Raw genomic sequence first — 17,437 nt, 5'->3', positions numbered from 1 at the left:
GCTATACTGTTGTCTAATTCTCCACTTTCAGCATCTATGAAACTAATCGGTTCACTCGCCAGCCCTTATGTACGCAAGGTTCGTGTCGTCCTGGCGGAAAAAAAACTCGACTATCAACTGGAACTGGAAAACGTCTGGGCGCCCGACACCACCATCCAGAAACTGAATCCGCTTGGCAAAGTGCCATGCCTGGTCATGGAAGACGGCTATGCCATGCAGGATTCGCGCGTGATCGTCGAGTACCTGGATTCGGTGTCGCCGGTGTCCAAGCTGCTGCCGCCGAATGGCCGCGAGCGCGCCAACATCAAGTGCTGGGAGGCCCTGGCCGACGGCGTGCTGGATGCCGCTGTGCTGATGCGCCTGGAACGCAACCAGCGTCCAAAGGAAAAGCAGAGCGAAGAATGGATCGCGCGCCAGATGCAAAAGGTTGAACTGGGCCTGGCGTCGATGTCCGAGCGGCTGGACGACGACGCATGGTGTGCCGGCAACCATTACTCGCTGGCCGACGTCGCAGTGGGCTGCTGCCTGGGCTGGCTGAGCTTCCGCTTCCCGGAAATCGACTGGCGCGGCAAGCACCCTAACCTGGGCCGCCTGTTCGACAAGCTGTCCGAGCGCCCATCCTTCAAAGACACCGTCCCCCAGGCGTAACGCCGCCCCGCATGGCAGCCAAGCCACCGTCCCAGGAACGCCTGCAGATGGCGGACATCGCCCGCCTGGCGGGCGTGTCCACCTCTACCGTGTCGCGCGCGCTGGCCGGCAGTAAGCTGGTCAACGAGGAAACGCGCACCCGCATCATGGAGCTGGCGCGTTCGCTCAAGTACACCATCAACGTCGGCGCACAGAACCTGCGGCTGAAGCAGAACCGCTCGGTGGCAGTGGTGGTGCCGTCCGACGCCAAAGTGCACCAAAGCCTGTCCGATCCCTTCTTCCTGTCGATGATCGGTTCCCTGGCCGATGCGCTGACGGAGCAGGGCTTCGACATGCTGCTGTCGCGCGTCGATGCGGAGCAGCTCGATTCCGCCGCCACGCCGTTCGATACCGGCCGTGTGATCGGCATCATCCTGATCGGCCAGTGGGGCCATCACGACCAGTTGAACGAAATGGCGGCGCGCCATGTGCCGCTGGTGGTGTGGGGCGCGCAAATGCCGCAGCAGCTTTACTGCACTGTGGGCGGCGATAACCTGAGCGGTGGCCGCCTGGCTGCCGGGCATTTGCTGGCCGAGGGCCGGCGCCGTATCGCCTTCTTCGGCGACACGCGCCTGCCGGAGGTCGAACAACGCTACCGCGGCTATTGCGCGGCCCTGCAGGCGGCAGGCATCGCAGTCGATCCCGGGCTGTGCGTCGCCGCTTCCTTCCTGCCGGAGGGAGGGCGCGAGGCAGTGGCCGAACTGGCGCGGCGCGGCGTGCGGTATGACGCGGTGTTTGCCTGCTCCGACTTGCTGGGAATGATGACCATCAATGCCTTGCGCGAGCAAGGCCGCTCGGTGCCGGGCGAAGTGGCTGTCGTCGGCTATGACGATATCGAACTATCTTCCTATTTCCATCCGCCCCTGACCACGGTGCGTCAGCCCGTGCAGGAAGCGGGGCGCGCCATGGTGGCGGCCCTGCTGGCGCAGACCGAGGGCCAGGCGGCCCGCTCGGTCGAACTTCCTACCTCCCTGATCCAGCGCGCCAGTTCGCGTTGATTGCAACCGTTTGCATTTGACGCGACGCTGGTGCGAACAGGTTTTGCAAATAATCTTTGCAATCGATTGCAATTTGCCAAAAGCTGATGAATAATGAGGCATCTGCAGATAAACAGACGCGGCCAAAGGCCGATGAATAAGCCCGATCAACGGAGGAGACAATGGTTTTACGTACAGCCCAGCGTGGCTGCATGGCTGCTGCCATCGCTGCTGCATTCGCCCAACCTGCATTCGCCCAGGAAGCCACCCCGCAACCCGCAACGGCCGGCGGCCAGGCTGCCGTGCCAGCCGAAACAGCCGCAGCACCGGCCGATGGCCTGAAACTCGAACGCGTGGTGGTCACCGGCACCGCCAGCCGCAGCTCCAAGATGCGCTCCAGCGTCTCGGTCAGCACCATGGAGTCGGAAGCCATTTCGCTGTCCGCCCCAACCAGCGCCGCCGAAGTGCTGCGCTCTGTGCCTGGCGTGCGCGCCGAATCCTCGGGCGGCGAGGGCAATGCCAACATCACCGTGCGCGGCGTGCCGATTTCGGCCGGCGGTGCGCGTTACGTGCAGATGCAGGAAGACGGCTTGCCCGTGCTGCAATCGGGCGATTTCAACTTCATCACGCCGGACAGCTACGTGAAGATCGATGGATCGCTGGATCACCTGGAAGTGGTGCGCGGCGGTTCCGCCTCCACCCTGGCTACCAATTCGCCGGGCGGCATCATCAACTTCATCAGCAAGACAGGTGAGCAACAGGGCGGCAATATCGGCATCCAGCGCGGCCTGGGCTACGATGAAACCCGCTACGACTTCGATTACGGGGGGCGCCTGGCCGACAAGACCCGCTTCTTTATCGGCGGCCATTACCGCACGGGCGAAGGCCAGCGCAACACTGGGATGAACACGCAGGAAGGCGGCCAAATTCGCGGCAACATCACGCAGGAATTGGCGAACGGCTGGATCAGGCTGTCCTTCAAGCACCTGGACGACAAGGCACCCACCGCACTGCCGGTACCGGTGCGCGTCACCAATGGCCATATCAGTGAAATCCCCGGCATCGACCCGCGCGATACTACCTTCTACTCACCTTACTGGACGCGCGATGTTTCGCTGACCAAGGATAACGGCAAGGCATCCAGCAACGTCAACGACGGCCTGCGCGTGAAGAGCGACACCTTCGGCATTGCAGCTTCCTTCGACCTTGGCAATGGCATTACGCTCAGTGACAGCTTCCGCAAGTCGAACAACAGCGGCCGCTTCCTCGGTATCTTCCCCGCCAATAATGGCGTGGCCGGCAATTACGTGATCGCCACCGGCCCGGACAAGGGCGCGGCCTACAACGGCATGGCTTTCTCTGCCGTGGTGTTCAACACCTCGATCGACAATGCCGACAATACCCTGAACGACCTGAAGCTGGCCAAGACCTTCGTCATCAATGGCGGCAAGCTGACCGCCACCGGCGGTTTGTACACCTCGCTGCAGAAACTGGGCCTGACCTGGAACTTCAACGAATACCTGATGCAGCTCACCGGCGACAAGCCTGCCTTGCTGCAGACCGCATCGGCTACGCCAGGCTTTGTCGGCCCGGCATTTGGCGGCTGCTGCATGCGGGCCGTGGACATGGAATACAAGCTGCTCTCGCCCTACCTGAACGTAGGCTGGGAAAAAGGGCCGCTTAACTTTGACGCCAGCGTGCGTCAGGACCGCCAGCGTGCCAATGGCAGCGCCAATATCGCCACCAATGGCCTGGTCTACGAGGCGGCCAACGAGCAACTGGTCGACTACAAGATCCATCACACTTCATATTCGGTGGGCGGCAATTACCAGCTCAGTCGCGACCTGGCGTTGTTTGCCCGCGTCAGCGATGGCGTGGCCTTCAATGCCGACCGCATCCTGTTCGGCACTCCGCTCGATGGCAGCGCGCCAATCAATATCAATACCGTGCGCCAGGTGGAGGGCGGGGTGAAATGGCGCTCCGGCAGCACCAGCGCGTTCTTGACCCTGTTCCGCGCCAAGACCAACGAATCGAACTTCGAGGCGACGACCCAGATCAGTACGGCCAACCGCTACGACGCCAAGGGCGCCGAGCTGGAGGCCGCATGGAGCCTGGGCGACTTCCGCATCAACGGCGGCCTGACCTGGACCGATGCCGAGATCGTGGGCGCCGCCGCCGGCCAGGAGTCCACCATCGGCCACACGCCGCGCCGCCAGGCCCGCATCACCTACCAGATTGCACCGAGCTACAACGCCGGTCCGCTGACCGTCGGCGGCAGCGTGGTCGGCACCGGCCGCTCCTGGGCAGACGATGCCAACACCATCGACATGCCAGCCTTCCACACGGTGAACCTGTTCGCGCGCTACCAGTTCAATTCCCAACTGAGCCTGTCGCTGAGCGTCAACAACCTGTTCAACAAGATCGGCTACACCGAGGTTGAAGGCGACGGCCATGCCGCGCGTTCGATCGGCGGCCGTGCCGTGAAGATGGGCCTGAACTACTCCTTCTGATTTGGAAACCGCAATGCCGATGTCTTCATCCATCCACCATTTGCTCAACGCCGTGCCGGAGGCGCGCCGTGCGGAAGCTGCGCGGCGCTATGCGGCGCACGGCCCGGCGCTGCACGGTTGCCTGCATAGCCTGTACGGCGACACGCCCGGCTTCGAGCAATGGTATGGCAGCCTGTTGTCCGCCATCGGCGAATTGCATGGAGCGCGCAGCCCGGCGCTGGCGGCGCTGGACACGGCGCGCGCTGCGCAGCCGGACTGGTTTCTCGGGCAGCAAATGCTTGGATACTGCAGCTACGTCGACCGGTTTGGCGGCGACCTGCGCGGCGTCGCCAAGCGCATACCGCACCTGCAGGAACTGGGTGTGCGTTACCTGCACTTGCTGCCATTCCTCAAGATGCGTGAAGGGGAGAATGATGGCGGCTTTGCGGTCGCCAGCTTCGAGGAGGTCGATCCGCGCTTCGGCAGCAATGCCGACCTGGAGGCGCTGACCGGCGACTTGCGCAGCGTCGGCATCAGCCTGTGCGCTGACTTCATCCTGAACCATGTGGCGGACGATCATGCCTGGGCGCGCGGTGCACGCGAAGGCGACGAGCGCCTGCGCCAGTTCTTCCACGTGTTCCCGGATCGTTCGCAGCCAGATGCCTACGAACGCGCGCTGGGCCAGGTGTTTCCGCAAGCAGCTCCCGGCAACTTCACCCATGTGCCGGCGCTGGCTGGCTGGGCCTGGACCACCTTCTATCCCTACCAGTGGGATTTGAACTGGTCGAACCCGGAAGTGTTTGCCGCCATGGCTGCAACCTTGCTGCGGCTGGCCAACCGGGGCATTGAAGTGTTCCGCCTTGATTCCACGGCATTCCTATGGAAGCGGGAGGGCACGAACTGCATGAACCAGCCGGAAGCGCACCTGATCCTGCAGGCCATGCGTGCGCTGGCCTCCATCGCCGCGCCGGGCGTACTGTTGAAGGCGGAGGCCATCGTGCCGATGCGCGAACTGCCGGCGTACTTCGGCCAGCCCGCACAGCCGGAATGCCATATCGCGTACCACAGCAGCCTGATGGCCGCTGCTTGGGGCGCACTGGCGGAGCAGGATGCAGGGCTGGTGCGCAGCGTGGTCGCCGGCACGCCGCCGTTGCCGCCGCACGCAAGCTGGCTCAGTTATGTGCGCTGCCATGACGATATCGGCTGGAACGTGCTGCGTGCGGAAGCCGCTGAAGGAGACCACGATCCCCAGGCGCGCCTTGCGGCCATCTCGCGCTTTTTCGCGGGCGGCGAGGGCAGCTTTGCCCGCGGCGAAGCGTTCCAAAGCAGCGACCCGCACGCCGCGCATGGCAGCAACGGCATGGCCGCCAGCCTGGTCGGACTCGAGGATACCGGCAGCGCGGCCATCAGCGGTGCCGATTCGGACGCCGAAGCGCTGGCCATGCGCCGCCTGTTGCTGCTGCATGGCCTGGTGCTCGGCTTTGGCGCGCTGCCGGTGCTATACATGGGCGACGAGCTTGGCCAGGCCAACGATTACAGCTTCCGCCAGCGCCCGGACCGCGCGATGGACAGCCGCTGGCTGCAGCGTCCCCTGCTGGACGAGCAGCGCTTCGCCCAGCGCCACGACAGTAGCACGCAGGCAGGCCGCGTCTATGCCGCCCTGCGCGCCCTGGTTGCAGCCCGCCAGCGCCTCCCGGCATTGGCGGCGGGCGAGCCGCGTTCGCTACTGCCAGCAGCACCGGCAGTGCTGGCGCTGCAGCGCGGCGAGGCATTCCTGGCGCTATACAATTTCTCGGGCATGTCGCAGCAGTTCCCGCTGCAAGGCCAATGGACCGACGCCATCGAGCGCCGCGGACTTTCCGGGGAAATCACCTTGGCGCCATGGGCCATGCATTGGCTCGAGCGCGATAACTGAAAAAAAATGATGGAGACAGCCATGTGTGTGGCAATGTTCGGCGAAGCCCTCGTCGATGATTTCGGCAGCGAACAGGTAGTGGGCGGCGCGCCTTTCAATGCAGCGCGCAACCTGGCAGCCCTTGGCACGCCGGCACTGATGATCACCCGCATCGGCCAGGACGCCAACGGCGCCGCCGTGCGTGCGGAATTCGAGCGCTACGGCATGCCGCAATGGGGCCTGCAAACCGATCCTGCCTGGCCCACCGGCCGCGTGGTGGTGGAACGCGGCCTGCAAGGCCATGCCTTCCACATCCTGCCGGACCAGGCCTATGACCATATCGAAGCCGCATCCGCACGCGCCGCCTTCGAACCGGCGCGGCCGCAAGTACTGTATTTCGGCACGCTGGCCCAGCGCCACCTGACCTCGCGCACTGCGCTGATCGAGCTGCTGGAGTCCAGCCAGGCCACCCGCTACCTCGACCTGAACTTGCGCGAAGGCCAATACACCGAGCGCAGCGTCTATGAATCCTTGCGCCATGCCGATATCCTGAAGGTCAACGAGGACGAACTGGCGGCCCTGCTGTCTTGGTACGCGCCAGGCGGCCCGCGGCTGGTGCGCGCCCACGACCCCGAGCTGCCGCCGGCCTGCTCGCTGCTGATCGAAAAATTCAACCTGCAGGCGATGGTGCTCACCCTTGGCCCCCGCGGCGCGATGTATATTGATGCAGGCGGCCGCGTGATCCGCGAACATGGCAATGAAGAGCCCTACAAGCTGGTCGACACGGTCGGTGCCGGCGACGCCTTCTCCGCTGTTTTCCTGCACGGTCATGTGCAAGGCTGGGACCTGGCGCTGACCATGGCGCGCGCCAACGCCTTCGCCGGCGCCGTGTGCAGCCTGTCCGGCGCCGTGCCGCAAGACCTGGCGTTTTACGAACCATGGACCCAGCGCTGGCAGGCCGCAGCGGAAGGAGCCACACGATGATGCAGCAAAAACCGCATCTGTCGTTCCGGCAGATCGTCAACATGAACATCGGCTTCTTCGGCATCCAGTTCAGCTTTGGGCTGCAGCAGAGCAGCATGAGCCCGATCTACAAATACCTGGGAGCCGATGAAGCCAGCCTGCCTTACCTGTGGCTGGCCGGTCCCGTCACTGGCCTGCTGGTGCAGCCCATCATCGGTGCATTGAGCGACCGCACCGTCACGCGCTGGGGGCGCCGCACACCGTACTTCCTGATTGGCGCCCTGATTTGCAGCCTGGGTCTGCTGGCCATGCCTTTCAGCCCTGTGCTGTGGATGGCAGCCGGCCTGCTGTGGATCCTCGACGCTGCCAATAACGTCACAATGGAGCCATACCGCGCCTACGTCAGCGACCGTCTGGCTGTGCGCCAGCATTCGCTGGGCTTCCTGACCCAGAGCGCTTTCACAGGACTGGGGCAGACGCTGGCCTACCTTACGCCTTCGATCCTGGTTTACCTTGGCACCAGCCGCGATGCCGTCAACAGCCATCACATTCCCTACACCGTGATCGGCGCCTTCCTGCTGGGCGCCGTATTTTCGATCGCCTCGGTGCTGTGGAGCTGCTGGACTACGCCCGAGCTGCCGCTGTCGCCGAAGGAAGAAGCGGAACTGCGCGCCAAACCGGCTGGCTGGCGCCACACCCTGCGGGAAATTGCCGATGCACTGCGCGACATGCCGCCGACCATGAAGCAACTGGCGGTGGTCAAGCTGTTCCAGTGGTATGCCATGTTCTGCTACTGGCAGTACATCATGCTGGCGCTGGCATCGTCGATTTACAAGACTTCCGACCCTGCCTCGGCCGGCTTCCGCGAGGCGGGACTGCTGAATGGACAGGTGGGCGCCTTCTACAACTTTGTCGCCTTTCTCGCCGCCTTCGCGCTTGTGCCGTTCACGCGCCGCTTCGGCCCGAAAATCACCCACAGCATCTGCCTGGCTGCTGCCGGCGCCGGCATGCTGTGCATCCCGCTGATCCGCGAACCGCTGCACCTGCTATGGCCGATGCTGGGCATCGGCCTGGCCTGGGCCAGCATCATGGGTAATCCGTATGTGATGTTGGCCGGCAGCATTCCTCCAGAGCGCACCGGCGTCTACATGGGCATCTTCAATATGTTCATTGTGATTCCGATGATCATCCAGATTTTCACCTTGCCACTGTTTTACCGCAGCTTGCTGCACGGCGACCCAGGCAACGTGGTGCGCCTGGCCGGCGCGCTGCTGCTGTGTGCTGCCGTGGCAGTGCTGTTCGTCAAGCTGCGCGCGGTGCGACCGCTGTCCGATAACGCCTCGCACAAGGAGGCTGCTTTGGTAAAATAGCCCGAGCCGATCAACGTGGGGAGGGCAGCGATGTCAGAGCGAGTACTGGTATTTGGCGAAGCCCTGCTGGATGATTTTGGCGACCAGCAAGTCGTCGGCGGCGCCCCATTCAACGTGGCGCGCAACCTGACTGCGCTGGGGCTGCCCGCATTGATGGTGACGCGCGTCGGCAACGATAGCTACGGCGACCAGGTGCGCGACGCTTTCTCGGGTTTCGGCATGAGCGCCGAGGGCTTGCAGCATGGTCCGCAACCGACCGGCCGCGTGCTGGTCGAACGCGATGGCAACGGCGGGCACCGCTTCCACATCCTGGCCGAACAGGCATACGACCATATCGAAGCGGCAGCCGCCGTCGATGTGATGCGTGCCTTCTCTCCCGACACAGTCTATTTTGGCACCCTGGCCCAGCGCGAGCCTGCTTCGCGCGCCGCGCTCCACGCGGTGCTCGACGGTGCGGACGATGCCGAATATTTCCTTGACCTGAATCTGCGCGACGGCGCCGACGAATCCGTCGTGTTTGACTCGCTGCAGCGGGCCGATATCGTCAAGGTCAACGAAGACGAGCTGCAGGCGCTGTTCTCGTGGTACTGCCACACCTGTCCCGACACCGTGGACATCGACTGCGCCGCCGTTGAGGCGGAGGCGCGCGCCGTGATGCACAACTTTTCCATCCAGGGCTTGCTGGTCACGCTGGGCGAGCGCGGCGCCATGTATTTCGGCGCCGACGGGTCGCGCGTGGTCGATCACCAGGCCGTCAAGCCGGCGCACTTCGTCGATTCGGTGGGGGCGGGCGATGCGTTTGCCGCTGTGTTCCTGGCGGGCCGTGCCCGCGGCTGGGAGACGCCGCTGATCCTGCAGCGCGCCAACGCTTTCGCCGGTGCGGTGTGCGGCATTGCGGGCGCGGTAGCGCCGGATCCGGCGTTCTACGCGCCCTGGCGCACAGCCTGGGGCCTGGCTTAAGCCGCAGCCACCTTGCGGCGGGTCTGGATCATTTTCCAGCCGTTGCCCGATGGGTCGCGGAAGCCTGCATCCACGGTGCCATAGCGCTCCACCGGCTCTTGCGTGAATTCCACGCCTTTCTGGTTCAGCTTGTCATAAATGGCGAAACAATCGTCCACTTCCAGCACCATCGGCGGCATGGCGCCCTTGGCGACCAGCGCATTCAGCGCCTGCGCGGTTGCGCCATCATGCACTGGCGGGCCTGGCACGTAGAGGCCGAGCTGGAACGATGGCTGCTCAGGATGCTGCACGGTCAGCCAGCGATAGTCGCCGTTGCGCACGTCGGTATGGACCTTGAAACCGAGCTTGTCGACATAGAAAGCCAGCGCTTCATCCTGGTCACGAACGTACAGGCCTACAGTTTGAATACCTTGAGTCATGGGGTGGTCTCCTTTAAGTGAGACTCCATTGTAGGGACGCTTTCCTGGCGCCGCTTCTCCGAAACTGCCATTGTGAGGTCGGGACGGTGTGCGGCGCTGAGCACGCAGGCCGGGACCCGCCCGGCCAGCTCAGCCTCGGCGCGGACCTGTTCCCGGATGTCGCCCGGGTTCTTGCCGGTGATATCGCGGAAAGTGCGCCCGAAGGTGCCAATGCTGTTCCAGCCGGTCGAATAGGCGATATCGGTGATGGGCAAGTCGGTTTCGCGCAGCAGCGTGACCGCGCGCTCGATGCGGCGTGTCAGCAGGTAGCGGTGGGGAGGCAGGCCGAAAGCCTCCTTGAACGAGCGGGCGAAGTGCGTCGCGGAGACGCAGCTCACTTCCGCCAGGCGGCTTACCGGCCATTCCTCGTGCGAAGCGCCGTCCATCCGGTCTTTTGCGCGCAGCAGGCGGCGCAGCAACTCCGGACTCTGGCTGGGCATTACTCAGCTTCCGACATCTGCGATTGCAGGTAGTTCTGGATGCCGATCTTGCCGATCAGGTCGATCTGGGTTTCCAGCCATTCGATGTGCTCCTCGGTATCTTTCAGGATATCCAGCAGCAGGTCGCGCGACACGTAGTCGCCGACTTTCTCCGATTGCGCAATGCCTTCCTTGATGGTCACATGCGCGCCTTTTTCCAGCTTCAGGTCGGCGGCCAGCATTTCTTCGGTGTTTTCGCCGATCAGCAGCTTGTGCAGGGCTTGCAGGTTAGGCAGGCCATCCAGCATGAGAATGCGGTCGATCAGGCGGTCGGCATGCTTCATTTCGCCGATCGACTCGTCGTATTCCTTCTTGCCCAGCTTGTCGAAGCCCCAGTGACGGTACATGCGTGCATGCAGGAAGTACTGGTTAATCGCCGTCAGCTCGTTGGTCAGCTGTGCATTGAGCAGACGGATAACGTCTTTGTCGCCCTTCATGGGGTTTCCTTCTTATCTGGTTGGGAATAATGGCATTTTGCCACGAAGCAGCAGCGCCACCTAGTCATGAGGGGAACATAGGATTGCTAACGACATTGCTAATCTAAATGAAAACAATTATCATTTGCGTTTTATGCCAACAAACCAGAGTTGTCCATGTCTTATATTAAGAGCCGCAAGCACTCGCCAGCTACGCTCGCAGCCATCGCCGCTTCCCTGGCGCTGCCTGTAGCCCACGCCGATACCAACACCGCTGCCCCAGAGCAGAAGATGCAGGAAGTGATCGTTACTGGCCAAAATGGCAACGACTTCCAGGTCAAGAAATCCGCCTCCGACAAATTCACCGCGCCGCTGCTGGACACCCCGAAAGCCGTGACCGTGATCCCGACCGAGGTGATTTCCCAGACCGGCGCCACGTCGCTGACGGACGCGCTGCGTACCGTGCCAGGCATTACCGTGGGTGCGGCCGAAGGCGGCCAGCCGGTGGGCGACAACCTGCTGATTCGCGGCTATAACGCACAGAGCGACACCTATATCGACGGCATCCGCGACACCGGTTCCCAGAGCCGCGAAATCTTCGCGCTGGAGCAGATCGAAGTGGTCAAGGGCCCGAACTCCGCCTACGGCGGCCGTTCCTCCGCCGGCGGCGGCGTGAACCTGGTGTCCAAGACTGCCAAGGCGGAAAACTTCGCCAACGCTTCGGTCGGCATCGGCAGCGCGCAATACCGCCGCGCCACCGTCGACGTGAACCGCATGATCGGCGATGACGCTGCCGTGCGCCTGAACGTGATGGGCCATGACAACCATGTGGCCGGCCGCAACGAAATCCACGGCGACCGCTGGGGCATCGCGCCGACCGTGGCCTTCGGCCTGACCGGTCCGACCAAGGTCAACCTGTCGTTCTACCACATGCAATCGAGCGAACTGCCGGACAGCGGCATTCCGTTCAACAATCCGTTCACCACCGGCGCCAACGTCGCCAGGAACGGCAACGGCACCCCGATGTCCGTGCCGCGCGAAACCTACTACGGCCTGGTCGATCGCGACTTCCGCGACACCAAGTCCGATATCGGCACCATCGACATCAAGCACGATTTCCGCAACGGCCTGTCGTTCCGCAACGTGACCCGTTATGGCAAGACCGAGAATGACTACGTCTACACCCAGCCTGACGATTCCAAGGGCAATGTGGTGCTGTACGGTACCCTGTGGCGCCGCGCCAATACCCGCGTTGCCGAAACCGACGCGCTGGCCAACGCTTCCAGCCTGAGCGGCGAATTCAATACCGCCGGCATCAAGCACACCTTTACCACCGGCGTGGAGATCAGCCGCGAGATCACCGACCGCAGCACCTACCTGTTCACCCCGGGCACCAACAACCCGCTGACCAAGACCAGCACCTGCCCGACTGCCGGCGCTGCAACGCTGTACAACTGCACCACCCTGCTGAACCCGAACCCGAACGATCCCTGGAGCGTGGGCCAGGTGCGCAGCGTGTCGCCTGCTGCGACCAATGTGCATACCAACAGCCGCTCCGCGTATGGTTTCGACACCATCGAATTCACCCCGCAGTGGCTGCTGAACGTGGGCCTGCGCTGGGATGAATTCCGTTCCGCGCTGTTCACTGCCGCCAATCCGACCGCTTCGCCGGCTACCGCTGCCGTGAATGCGGAAGTGAAGTCGACCTTCACCAACTACCAGGCTGGACTGGTCTACAAGCCGGCTGCCAACAGCAGCATCTACATTTCCTACGGCACCTCGTCGACCCCGCCGGGCAACGACGGCGGCGAAGGCAATGACGGCCTGACCGTGGCAGTGAAAGACCTGAAGCCACAGGACAGCAAGAACTTCGAACTGGGCACCAAGTGGGAAGTGCTGGCACGCCGCCTGTCCCTGAGCGGCGCCATCTTCGAAAGCAAGATGAACAACGCCCGCGTCAGCGGTCCTAACGGCACTTCCTTCAACGCCGGCAAGAAGACTGTGCGTGGCGCGGAATTCGGCATCAGCGGTTCCATCACCAACAACTGGCAGGTATTCGGCGGCGCCACCTGGCTGGACGCCGAAGTGGGCGACAACGGCTTCACCAACGTCGGCACCACCGCCGCGCCGGTATGGGTGAAATCGCCATACGACGGCAACGCCTTCCCGGGCGTGCCGAAGACCAGCGCTACGTTGTGGACTTCCTACGCCGTGCTGCCAGGCCTGACCATTGGCGGCGGCGTGAACTACTCGGCCAAGATCTGGGCTAACATCAACAACACCAAGTACGTGCCGGCCTACACCCGCTTTGACGCGATGGCGAGCTACGAAGTGAACAAGAACATCAGCCTGCAATTGAACGTGCAGAACCTGACCGACAAGTTCTACTTCGATAAATCGGTCTCGAACCATTACGCACAGGTGGCTGCAGGCCGTACCGCAATCCTGACTGCGAACTTCCACTACTGATCATGATGCTGCATATCCCCGGCGTGCTGACGCCGGAACAAGTCACATACTTCCGCCAACGCCTGGCGGCCGCCGAATGGATCGACGGCCGCGCCAGCGTGGGGACGCAGGGGGCGCAAGTCAAGCGCAACCGGCAGATCGCGGAAGGGACGCCGCTGGCGCTGGAACTCGGGGATATCATCATCAAGGCATTGGCGAAGAACCCGCTGTTCTATTCGGCGGCGCTGCCGCTGAAGATCCTGCCGCCGTACTTCAACAGCTACGCCGGCGGCGAGACTTACGGCCTGCATATCGATGGCGCGATCCGTCATATGGCAGGCTCGTCGGATGTGATGCGTTCGGACGTTTCCACCACCGTGTTCCTGTCCGATCCTGAAGAATATGAAGGCGGTGAGCTGACCGTGATGGACAGCTATGGCGCGCATGAAGTCAAGCTGCCGGCAGGCGATGCGATCGTCTACCCGGCCAGCAGCGTGCACCGCGTGAATCCGGTGACTGCTGGCGAGCGCGTGGCGTCTTTCCTGTGGACGCAATCGATGGTGCGCGATGACTGGAAGCGCACCATGCTGTTTGAACTGGACCAGAATATCCAGAAGCTGCGCGGCGCGCATGGCGATGACGAGGCTACTGTCGGGCTGGCAGGGCACTATCACAACCTGCTGCGGATGTGGGCTGATCTCTAAAACCGGCAAACCAGTGTCTGACCCTGCGGGTCAGACACTGGTTTGCCGGTTTTCAGGACATCTGGAAATTAATCGGCACCATCACATACACTGGCTGCGCCTTGCCATCTTCCACATACGGCTTGAACAGCGCGCGCATGACGGCGGCGCGGCCTGCTTCGTCCAGGTTGTTGGAGCCGGAAGACTTCTGGATCGATGCCTGCTCGGCATAACCCTTTTCATTCACCAGCACGCGCAAGGTCACCACGCCCTGTTCGCCCATGCGGCGCGACACCGACGGGTAGACCGGCTGCGGCGCACGGATATATTCAACAGCCGAAATCACGCGCGGGCCAGTCGGCGCGGCGGGTGCCGCCGGCGTAGCGGCCACCGGTGCCACGGCAACCGGCGTCACGGGTGCGGGCTCGGCAACGCGAGGTTGCGAAGGCGGCTGGGTGATGGTGTTTTCGATCACGATCGGCAGCATCGGCAGTGGCGGCGGGGTGATCGAAGGCGCTTTCTGCGCGATTTCTACCGTTTTTGGCTGCGAGGCTGGCGGGGGAGGTGGTGGCGGCGCCACAAAAGTGACGTTGACGACTTCAGGAATACGGTCCACGAGGCGGTGCATCGTGCCGTTGATAAAGGCATAACCCAGGGCTGCATGCAAAGCGACGACTACTGCGATCTTGGTCATCTTGTCGCTGCCAACGCTGGCGCCGAAATCGCCGCCAGCCGGGAATGTCATCGATTGCATGAAGCGCTCCTTACACGGTCAGTGATGGGCGCTTCAGTACAGTCTCCTGAATGCCGCTGCCCAGATGTTCGTCCAGCACTTCCACCGCGTAGCTGAGGCAGTTGCCGCAGCAGGTGGCCACGCCGAGCGCTTCGCGCAACTCGTCCATGGAGCTGATACCCATATCTATGGCTTGTCGGATTTCTCGATCAGAGATGTTGTTGCAGACACAAACGATCATTTCAGAGATTACCTTCTGGCTAAGATTGCGATTCCGTTATTGAGAATCATTATCATTACGTTTCCCATTCTACCCGAACAGCGATACAATGCAAGCCGTATCTGCAAACAATTCTCATTTATAATGGCGAGGTTGTATTTCGCCCTGGAAAGTTCGCCATGACCCTTGCTCCTACCCTGATCAAGCTTGATTCCCTGCCGGTGGGGCAAAGCGGAACGGTGATCCATATCGCTCCGGGCAATCCTGAAGATACCGAGGACGGCGCCGACCTGGCGCGCCGCCTGATGGAGCTGGGCTTTGTACCCGGTGAGCGCATCCGCATGCTTAAGCGTGGCCTGCCAGGCGGCGAACCGCTCGCCATTAAAGTCGGCAATGCCACGTTTGCCTTGCGCCGCTTCGAAGCAGCGCTGATCTCGATCCAACCGGAATAAAGCAATGGGTGCAGTAGAAAAGGCCGCGCAAGCCATCACGCAGCAGCCAATGGTCGCCCTGCTGGGCAACCCGAATTGCGGCAAGACCGCACTGTTCAACCGCCTGACCGGCGCACGCCAGAAGGTCGCCAACTACGCCGGCGTGACCATCGAGCGCAAGGAAGGGCAGTTCACCTCCAGCGCCGGCAACCAGTACCGCCTGCTCGACCTGCCGGGCGCCTACAGCCTGTCGGCCCACACGCCGGATGAAATGATCACGCGCGACGTCGTCGCCGGCCTGCGCGAAGGCGAGCGTTCGCCCGACGTGGTGGTGTGCGTGGTCGATGCCACCAACCTGCGCCTGAACCTGCGCCTGGCCCTGGAAATCAAGCGCCTTGGACTGCCGATGGTGCTGTGCCTGAACATGGTCGACGTGGCCAAAAAGCGCGGCATCGTGGTTGATGCGGCCAGGCTGTCGCAGGAACTGGGCATGCCGGTGGTGGAAACCGTGGCCGTGAAGAGCGGCGGCGAAAAGGCCCTGGTCGATGCGCTGGACGGCCTGTGGCCGTTCTATGAAAGCGTGGCCAACCCGCTGTCCGCCATCGATGCCGTGAGCGTCGAAGAAACCCAGCGCGAGGTGCGCCGCATCCTGTCGGTCGCGGTGAAAGACAGCGACGACCGTGGCAACCGTTCCGAAAAGATCGACCATTTCGTGCTGCATCCGTTCATGGGACCGGTCATCCTGGCCGTGCTGATGTTCTGCGTGTTCCAGGCCGTGTTCAGTTGGGCTGAGGTGCCGATGGATATGATCAGCGGCGGCGTCGAGCATCTCGGCGCGCTGGTCAAGGCCCATATGGCTGACGGCGTGCTGCGCTCCCTGCTGGTGGACGGCGTGCTGGGCGGTGTCGGCGCCGTGCTGGTGTTCCTGCCGCAGATCCTGATCCTGTTCTTCTTCATCCTGGTGCTGGAAGATTGCGGATACCTGCCGCGCGCGGCCTTCCTGCTGGACCGACTGATGGGCGGCGTCGGCCTGTCGGGCCGCGCCTTCATCCCGCTGCTTTCTTCGTTCGCCTGCGCCATTCCGGGCATCATGGCAGCGCGCACCATCCAGAACCCGCGCGACCGCATCGTCACCATCATGATCGCGCCGCTGATGACATGTTCGGCGCGACTGCCGGTATATGCGCTGGTGATCGCCGCCTTCATCCCGGACCGCGAAGTGTGGGGCTTCTTTAACCTGCAAGGCCTGGTGCTGTTCTGCCTCTACTTTGCCGGCATCATCTCCGCCATGGCTGTGGCCTGGGTCATGAAGCGCTCGATGCGCGCCAAGCGCAACCAGCCGCTGATGCTGGAGCTGCCGGCCTACCACTGGCCGCATATGCGCAACCTGGCGATCGGCCTGTACGAGCGCGCCAAGATCTTCCTGATGCGCGTCGGCACCACCATCCTGACCCTGATGGTGCTGCTGTGGGCCCTGTCCAGCTTCCCTGGCGCGCCGGAAGGGGCCACCCATCCGCCGATCTATTACAGTGTGGCCGGCATGCTGGGCCGCGCGCTGGAATTCATCTTCGCGCCGATCGGCTTCAACTGGCAGATCTGCATTGCGCTGGTGCCGGGCATGGCTGCACGGGAAGTGGCGGTGGGCGCGCTGGGCACCGTGTATGCGCTGTCGCAGACCGGCGACGAGCTGGCCAATTCGCTGGCACCGGTGATCCAGGCCAGCTGGGGCTTGCCGACCGCGCTGGCGCTGCTGGCCTGGTACGTATTCGCGCCGCAGTGCCTGTCCACGCTGACCGTGGTGCGCCGCGAAACCAATTCCATGAAATATCCGCTGATGATGGCGGCTTATATGTTCGTACTGGCGTACACCGCCACCTTCATCACTTACCGCGTCGCCCTGGCGCTGGGAGGCTGAGTCATGTGGCAGGAAATCATCGTCGGGATCGTGGTGGCCGCGGCCGCGCTGCACGCGGCGAGGAAATACCTGCCTGCCGCATGGCGCCAGCAAATCGTCCATGCCCTGTCGCGCCGCGGCCTGTCGCAGGACAAGCTGGCACGCTTCTTCAACACCGAATCGAGCTGCAGCAGCGGCTGCGGTTCCTGTGGCGGGTGCGGCGACTCACCCGCTCCGCCAGCGCCGCCGTCGGAAGGCGGCCCGGCGCGCCGCGTCATCATGCTGAACGTCCAGCGCTAAAAAAATTCCTGCACCGCGATCCGTTCTGGATCGCC

At 63.1% G+C, this 17,437-nt stretch carries 17 protein-coding genes; 12 read left to right on the top strand and 5 right to left on the bottom strand.

What is annotated here, in order from left to right; translation table 11 throughout:
- The first annotated feature begins 36 nt into the window (after positions 1-36).
- From ASD58_RS11885 to ASD58_RS11855, 7 genes are all read left to right on the top strand, one after another.
- On the top strand, positions 37-648 hold the full coding sequence (locus tag ASD58_RS11885; RefSeq protein WP_057261385.1) for a glutathione S-transferase family protein: 612 nt from the start codon (positions 37-39) through the stop codon (positions 646-648).
- A gap of 11 nt (positions 649-659) precedes the next feature.
- On the top strand, positions 660-1,685 hold the full coding sequence (locus tag ASD58_RS11880; RefSeq protein WP_057261384.1) for a LacI family DNA-binding transcriptional regulator: 1,026 nt from the start codon (positions 660-662) through the stop codon (positions 1,683-1,685).
- A gap of 161 nt (positions 1,686-1,846) precedes the next feature.
- On the top strand, positions 1,847-4,174 hold the full coding sequence (locus ASD58_RS11875) for a TonB-dependent siderophore receptor (RefSeq protein WP_057261383.1): 2,328 nt from the start codon (positions 1,847-1,849) through the stop codon (positions 4,172-4,174).
- A 13-nt stretch (positions 4,175-4,187) separates the two neighbouring features.
- Positions 4,188-6,068, top strand: coding sequence for an alpha-amylase family glycosyl hydrolase (locus ASD58_RS11870; protein ID WP_057261382.1), 1,881 nt, complete (start codon positions 4,188-4,190; stop codon positions 6,066-6,068).
- 6 nt (positions 6,069-6,074) lie between these two features.
- A complete protein-coding gene (locus ASD58_RS11865; protein ID WP_057261381.1) occupies positions 6,075-7,031 on the top strand; it encodes a PfkB family carbohydrate kinase in 957 nt (318 codons plus the stop codon).
- Complete coding sequence (locus tag ASD58_RS11860; RefSeq protein ID WP_057261380.1) at positions 7,028-8,380, top strand: MFS transporter; 1,353 nt, start codon at positions 7,028-7,030, stop codon at positions 8,378-8,380. Before ASD58_RS11865 ends, ASD58_RS11860 begins: the two co-directional genes overlap by 4 nt.
- A gap of 30 nt (positions 8,381-8,410) precedes the next feature.
- Entirely contained in the window at positions 8,411-9,340 is a 930-nt protein-coding gene (locus ASD58_RS11855) for a PfkB family carbohydrate kinase (RefSeq protein ID WP_057261379.1), read from the top strand.
- Here ASD58_RS11855 and ASD58_RS11850 read toward each other — a convergent pair.
- The 3 genes from ASD58_RS11850 to bfr are packed head-to-tail and all read right to left on the bottom strand — an operon-like array spanning position 9,337 to position 10,714.
- On the bottom strand, positions 9,337-9,759 hold the full coding sequence (locus tag ASD58_RS11850; RefSeq protein ID WP_057261378.1) for a VOC family protein: 423 nt from the start codon (positions 9,757-9,759) through the stop codon (positions 9,337-9,339). The genes ASD58_RS11855 and ASD58_RS11850 overlap by 4 nt on opposite strands.
- Entirely contained in the window at positions 9,756-10,238 is a 483-nt protein-coding gene (locus tag ASD58_RS11845; RefSeq protein WP_057261377.1) for a helix-turn-helix domain-containing protein, read from the bottom strand. The genes ASD58_RS11850 and ASD58_RS11845 overlap by 4 nt, the downstream gene beginning before the upstream one ends.
- Positions 10,238-10,714 (bottom strand): bacterioferritin, encoded by a 477-nt coding sequence (gene bfr, locus ASD58_RS11840; protein WP_057261376.1) that lies wholly within the window; start codon positions 10,712-10,714, stop codon positions 10,238-10,240. Before bfr ends, ASD58_RS11845 begins: the two co-directional genes overlap by 1 nt.
- 156 nt (positions 10,715-10,870) lie before the next feature.
- On the opposite strand from bfr, the gene ASD58_RS11835 reads away from it, so the two are divergent.
- Positions 10,871-13,162: a TonB-dependent siderophore receptor gene (locus ASD58_RS11835; protein ID WP_057261375.1), complete on the top strand. Its 2,292-nt coding sequence runs from the start codon at positions 10,871-10,873 to the stop codon at positions 13,160-13,162.
- Positions 13,163-13,164: 2 nt separating this feature from the next.
- Positions 13,165-13,845, top strand: coding sequence for a Fe2+-dependent dioxygenase (locus ASD58_RS11830; protein ID WP_057261374.1), 681 nt, complete (start codon positions 13,165-13,167; stop codon positions 13,843-13,845).
- Between the two features lie 52 nt (positions 13,846-13,897).
- On the opposite strand, the gene ASD58_RS11825 is transcribed toward ASD58_RS11830, so the two are convergent.
- Both ASD58_RS11825 and ASD58_RS11820 read right to left on the bottom strand, forming a co-directional pair.
- The gene (locus ASD58_RS11825) at positions 13,898-14,578 is read right to left on the bottom strand and encodes an energy transducer TonB (protein ID WP_057261373.1); all 681 of its coding nucleotides are present in this window, start codon (positions 14,576-14,578) and stop codon (positions 13,898-13,900) included.
- Between the two features lie 10 nt (positions 14,579-14,588).
- Positions 14,589-14,798 carry a bacterioferritin-associated ferredoxin gene (locus tag ASD58_RS11820; RefSeq protein ID WP_057261372.1) on the bottom strand — a complete coding sequence of 70 codons (210 nt, stop codon included), beginning with the start codon at positions 14,796-14,798 and terminating at the stop codon, positions 14,589-14,591.
- 158 nt (positions 14,799-14,956) lie between these two features.
- Between ASD58_RS11820 and ASD58_RS11815 the strand changes: the two genes are divergently transcribed.
- The 3 genes from ASD58_RS11815 to ASD58_RS11805 are packed head-to-tail and all read left to right on the top strand — an operon-like array spanning position 14,957 to position 17,402.
- Complete coding sequence (locus ASD58_RS11815) at positions 14,957-15,229, top strand: FeoA family protein (RefSeq protein WP_057261371.1); 273 nt, start codon at positions 14,957-14,959, stop codon at positions 15,227-15,229.
- Positions 15,230-15,233: 4 nt separating this feature from the next.
- Complete coding sequence (locus ASD58_RS11810; RefSeq protein ID WP_057261370.1) at positions 15,234-17,123, top strand: ferrous iron transporter B; 1,890 nt, start codon at positions 15,234-15,236, stop codon at positions 17,121-17,123.
- A gap of 3 nt (positions 17,124-17,126) precedes the next feature.
- A complete protein-coding gene (locus ASD58_RS11805) occupies positions 17,127-17,402 on the top strand; it encodes a DUF6587 family protein (protein ID WP_057261369.1) in 276 nt (91 codons plus the stop codon).
- The last annotated feature ends 35 nt before the right edge of the window (positions 17,403-17,437 follow it).

The organism is Duganella sp. Root1480D1 (genome assembly GCF_001427305.1).
Classification (GTDB): Bacteria; Pseudomonadota; Gammaproteobacteria; order Burkholderiales; family Burkholderiaceae_D; genus Rugamonas.
This window is presented reverse-complemented; position numbering and strand designations above follow the sequence as displayed.

Coding starts and splice junctions, on each gene's coding strand:
- ASD58_RS11885 (WP_057261385.1), top strand. CDS start 37: ATGAAACTAATCGGTTCACTCGCCAGCCCTTATGTACGCAAGGTTCGT.
- ASD58_RS11860 (WP_057261380.1), top strand. CDS start 7,028: ATGATGCAGCAAAAACCGCATCTGTCGTTCCGGCAGATCGTCAACATG.
- ASD58_RS11815 (WP_057261371.1), top strand. CDS start 14,957: ATGACCCTTGCTCCTACCCTGATCAAGCTTGATTCCCTGCCGGTGGGG.
- ASD58_RS11810 (WP_057261370.1), top strand. CDS start 15,234: ATGGGTGCAGTAGAAAAGGCCGCGCAAGCCATCACGCAGCAGCCAATG.
- ASD58_RS11880 (WP_057261384.1), top strand. CDS start 660: ATGGCAGCCAAGCCACCGTCCCAGGAACGCCTGCAGATGGCGGACATC.
- ASD58_RS11865 (WP_057261381.1), top strand. CDS start 6,075: ATGATGGAGACAGCCATGTGTGTGGCAATGTTCGGCGAAGCCCTCGTC.
- ASD58_RS11830 (WP_057261374.1), top strand. CDS start 13,165: ATGATGCTGCATATCCCCGGCGTGCTGACGCCGGAACAAGTCACATAC.
- ASD58_RS11820 (WP_057261372.1), bottom strand. CDS start 14,798: ATGATCGTTTGTGTCTGCAACAACATCTCTGATCGAGAAATCCGACAA.
- ASD58_RS11835 (WP_057261375.1), top strand. CDS start 10,871: ATGTCTTATATTAAGAGCCGCAAGCACTCGCCAGCTACGCTCGCAGCC.
- ASD58_RS11855 (WP_057261379.1), top strand. CDS start 8,411: ATGTCAGAGCGAGTACTGGTATTTGGCGAAGCCCTGCTGGATGATTTT.
- bfr (WP_057261376.1), bottom strand. CDS start 10,714: ATGAAGGGCGACAAAGACGTTATCCGTCTGCTCAATGCACAGCTGACC.
- ASD58_RS11870 (WP_057261382.1), top strand. CDS start 4,188: ATGCCGATGTCTTCATCCATCCACCATTTGCTCAACGCCGTGCCGGAG.
- ASD58_RS11875 (WP_057261383.1), top strand. CDS start 1,847: ATGGTTTTACGTACAGCCCAGCGTGGCTGCATGGCTGCTGCCATCGCT.
- ASD58_RS11825 (WP_057261373.1), bottom strand. CDS start 14,578: ATGCAATCGATGACATTCCCGGCTGGCGGCGATTTCGGCGCCAGCGTT.
- ASD58_RS11845 (WP_057261377.1), bottom strand. CDS start 10,238: ATGCCCAGCCAGAGTCCGGAGTTGCTGCGCCGCCTGCTGCGCGCAAAA.
- ASD58_RS11805 (WP_057261369.1), top strand. CDS start 17,127: ATGTGGCAGGAAATCATCGTCGGGATCGTGGTGGCCGCGGCCGCGCTG.
- ASD58_RS11850 (WP_057261378.1), bottom strand. CDS start 9,759: ATGACTCAAGGTATTCAAACTGTAGGCCTGTACGTTCGTGACCAGGAT.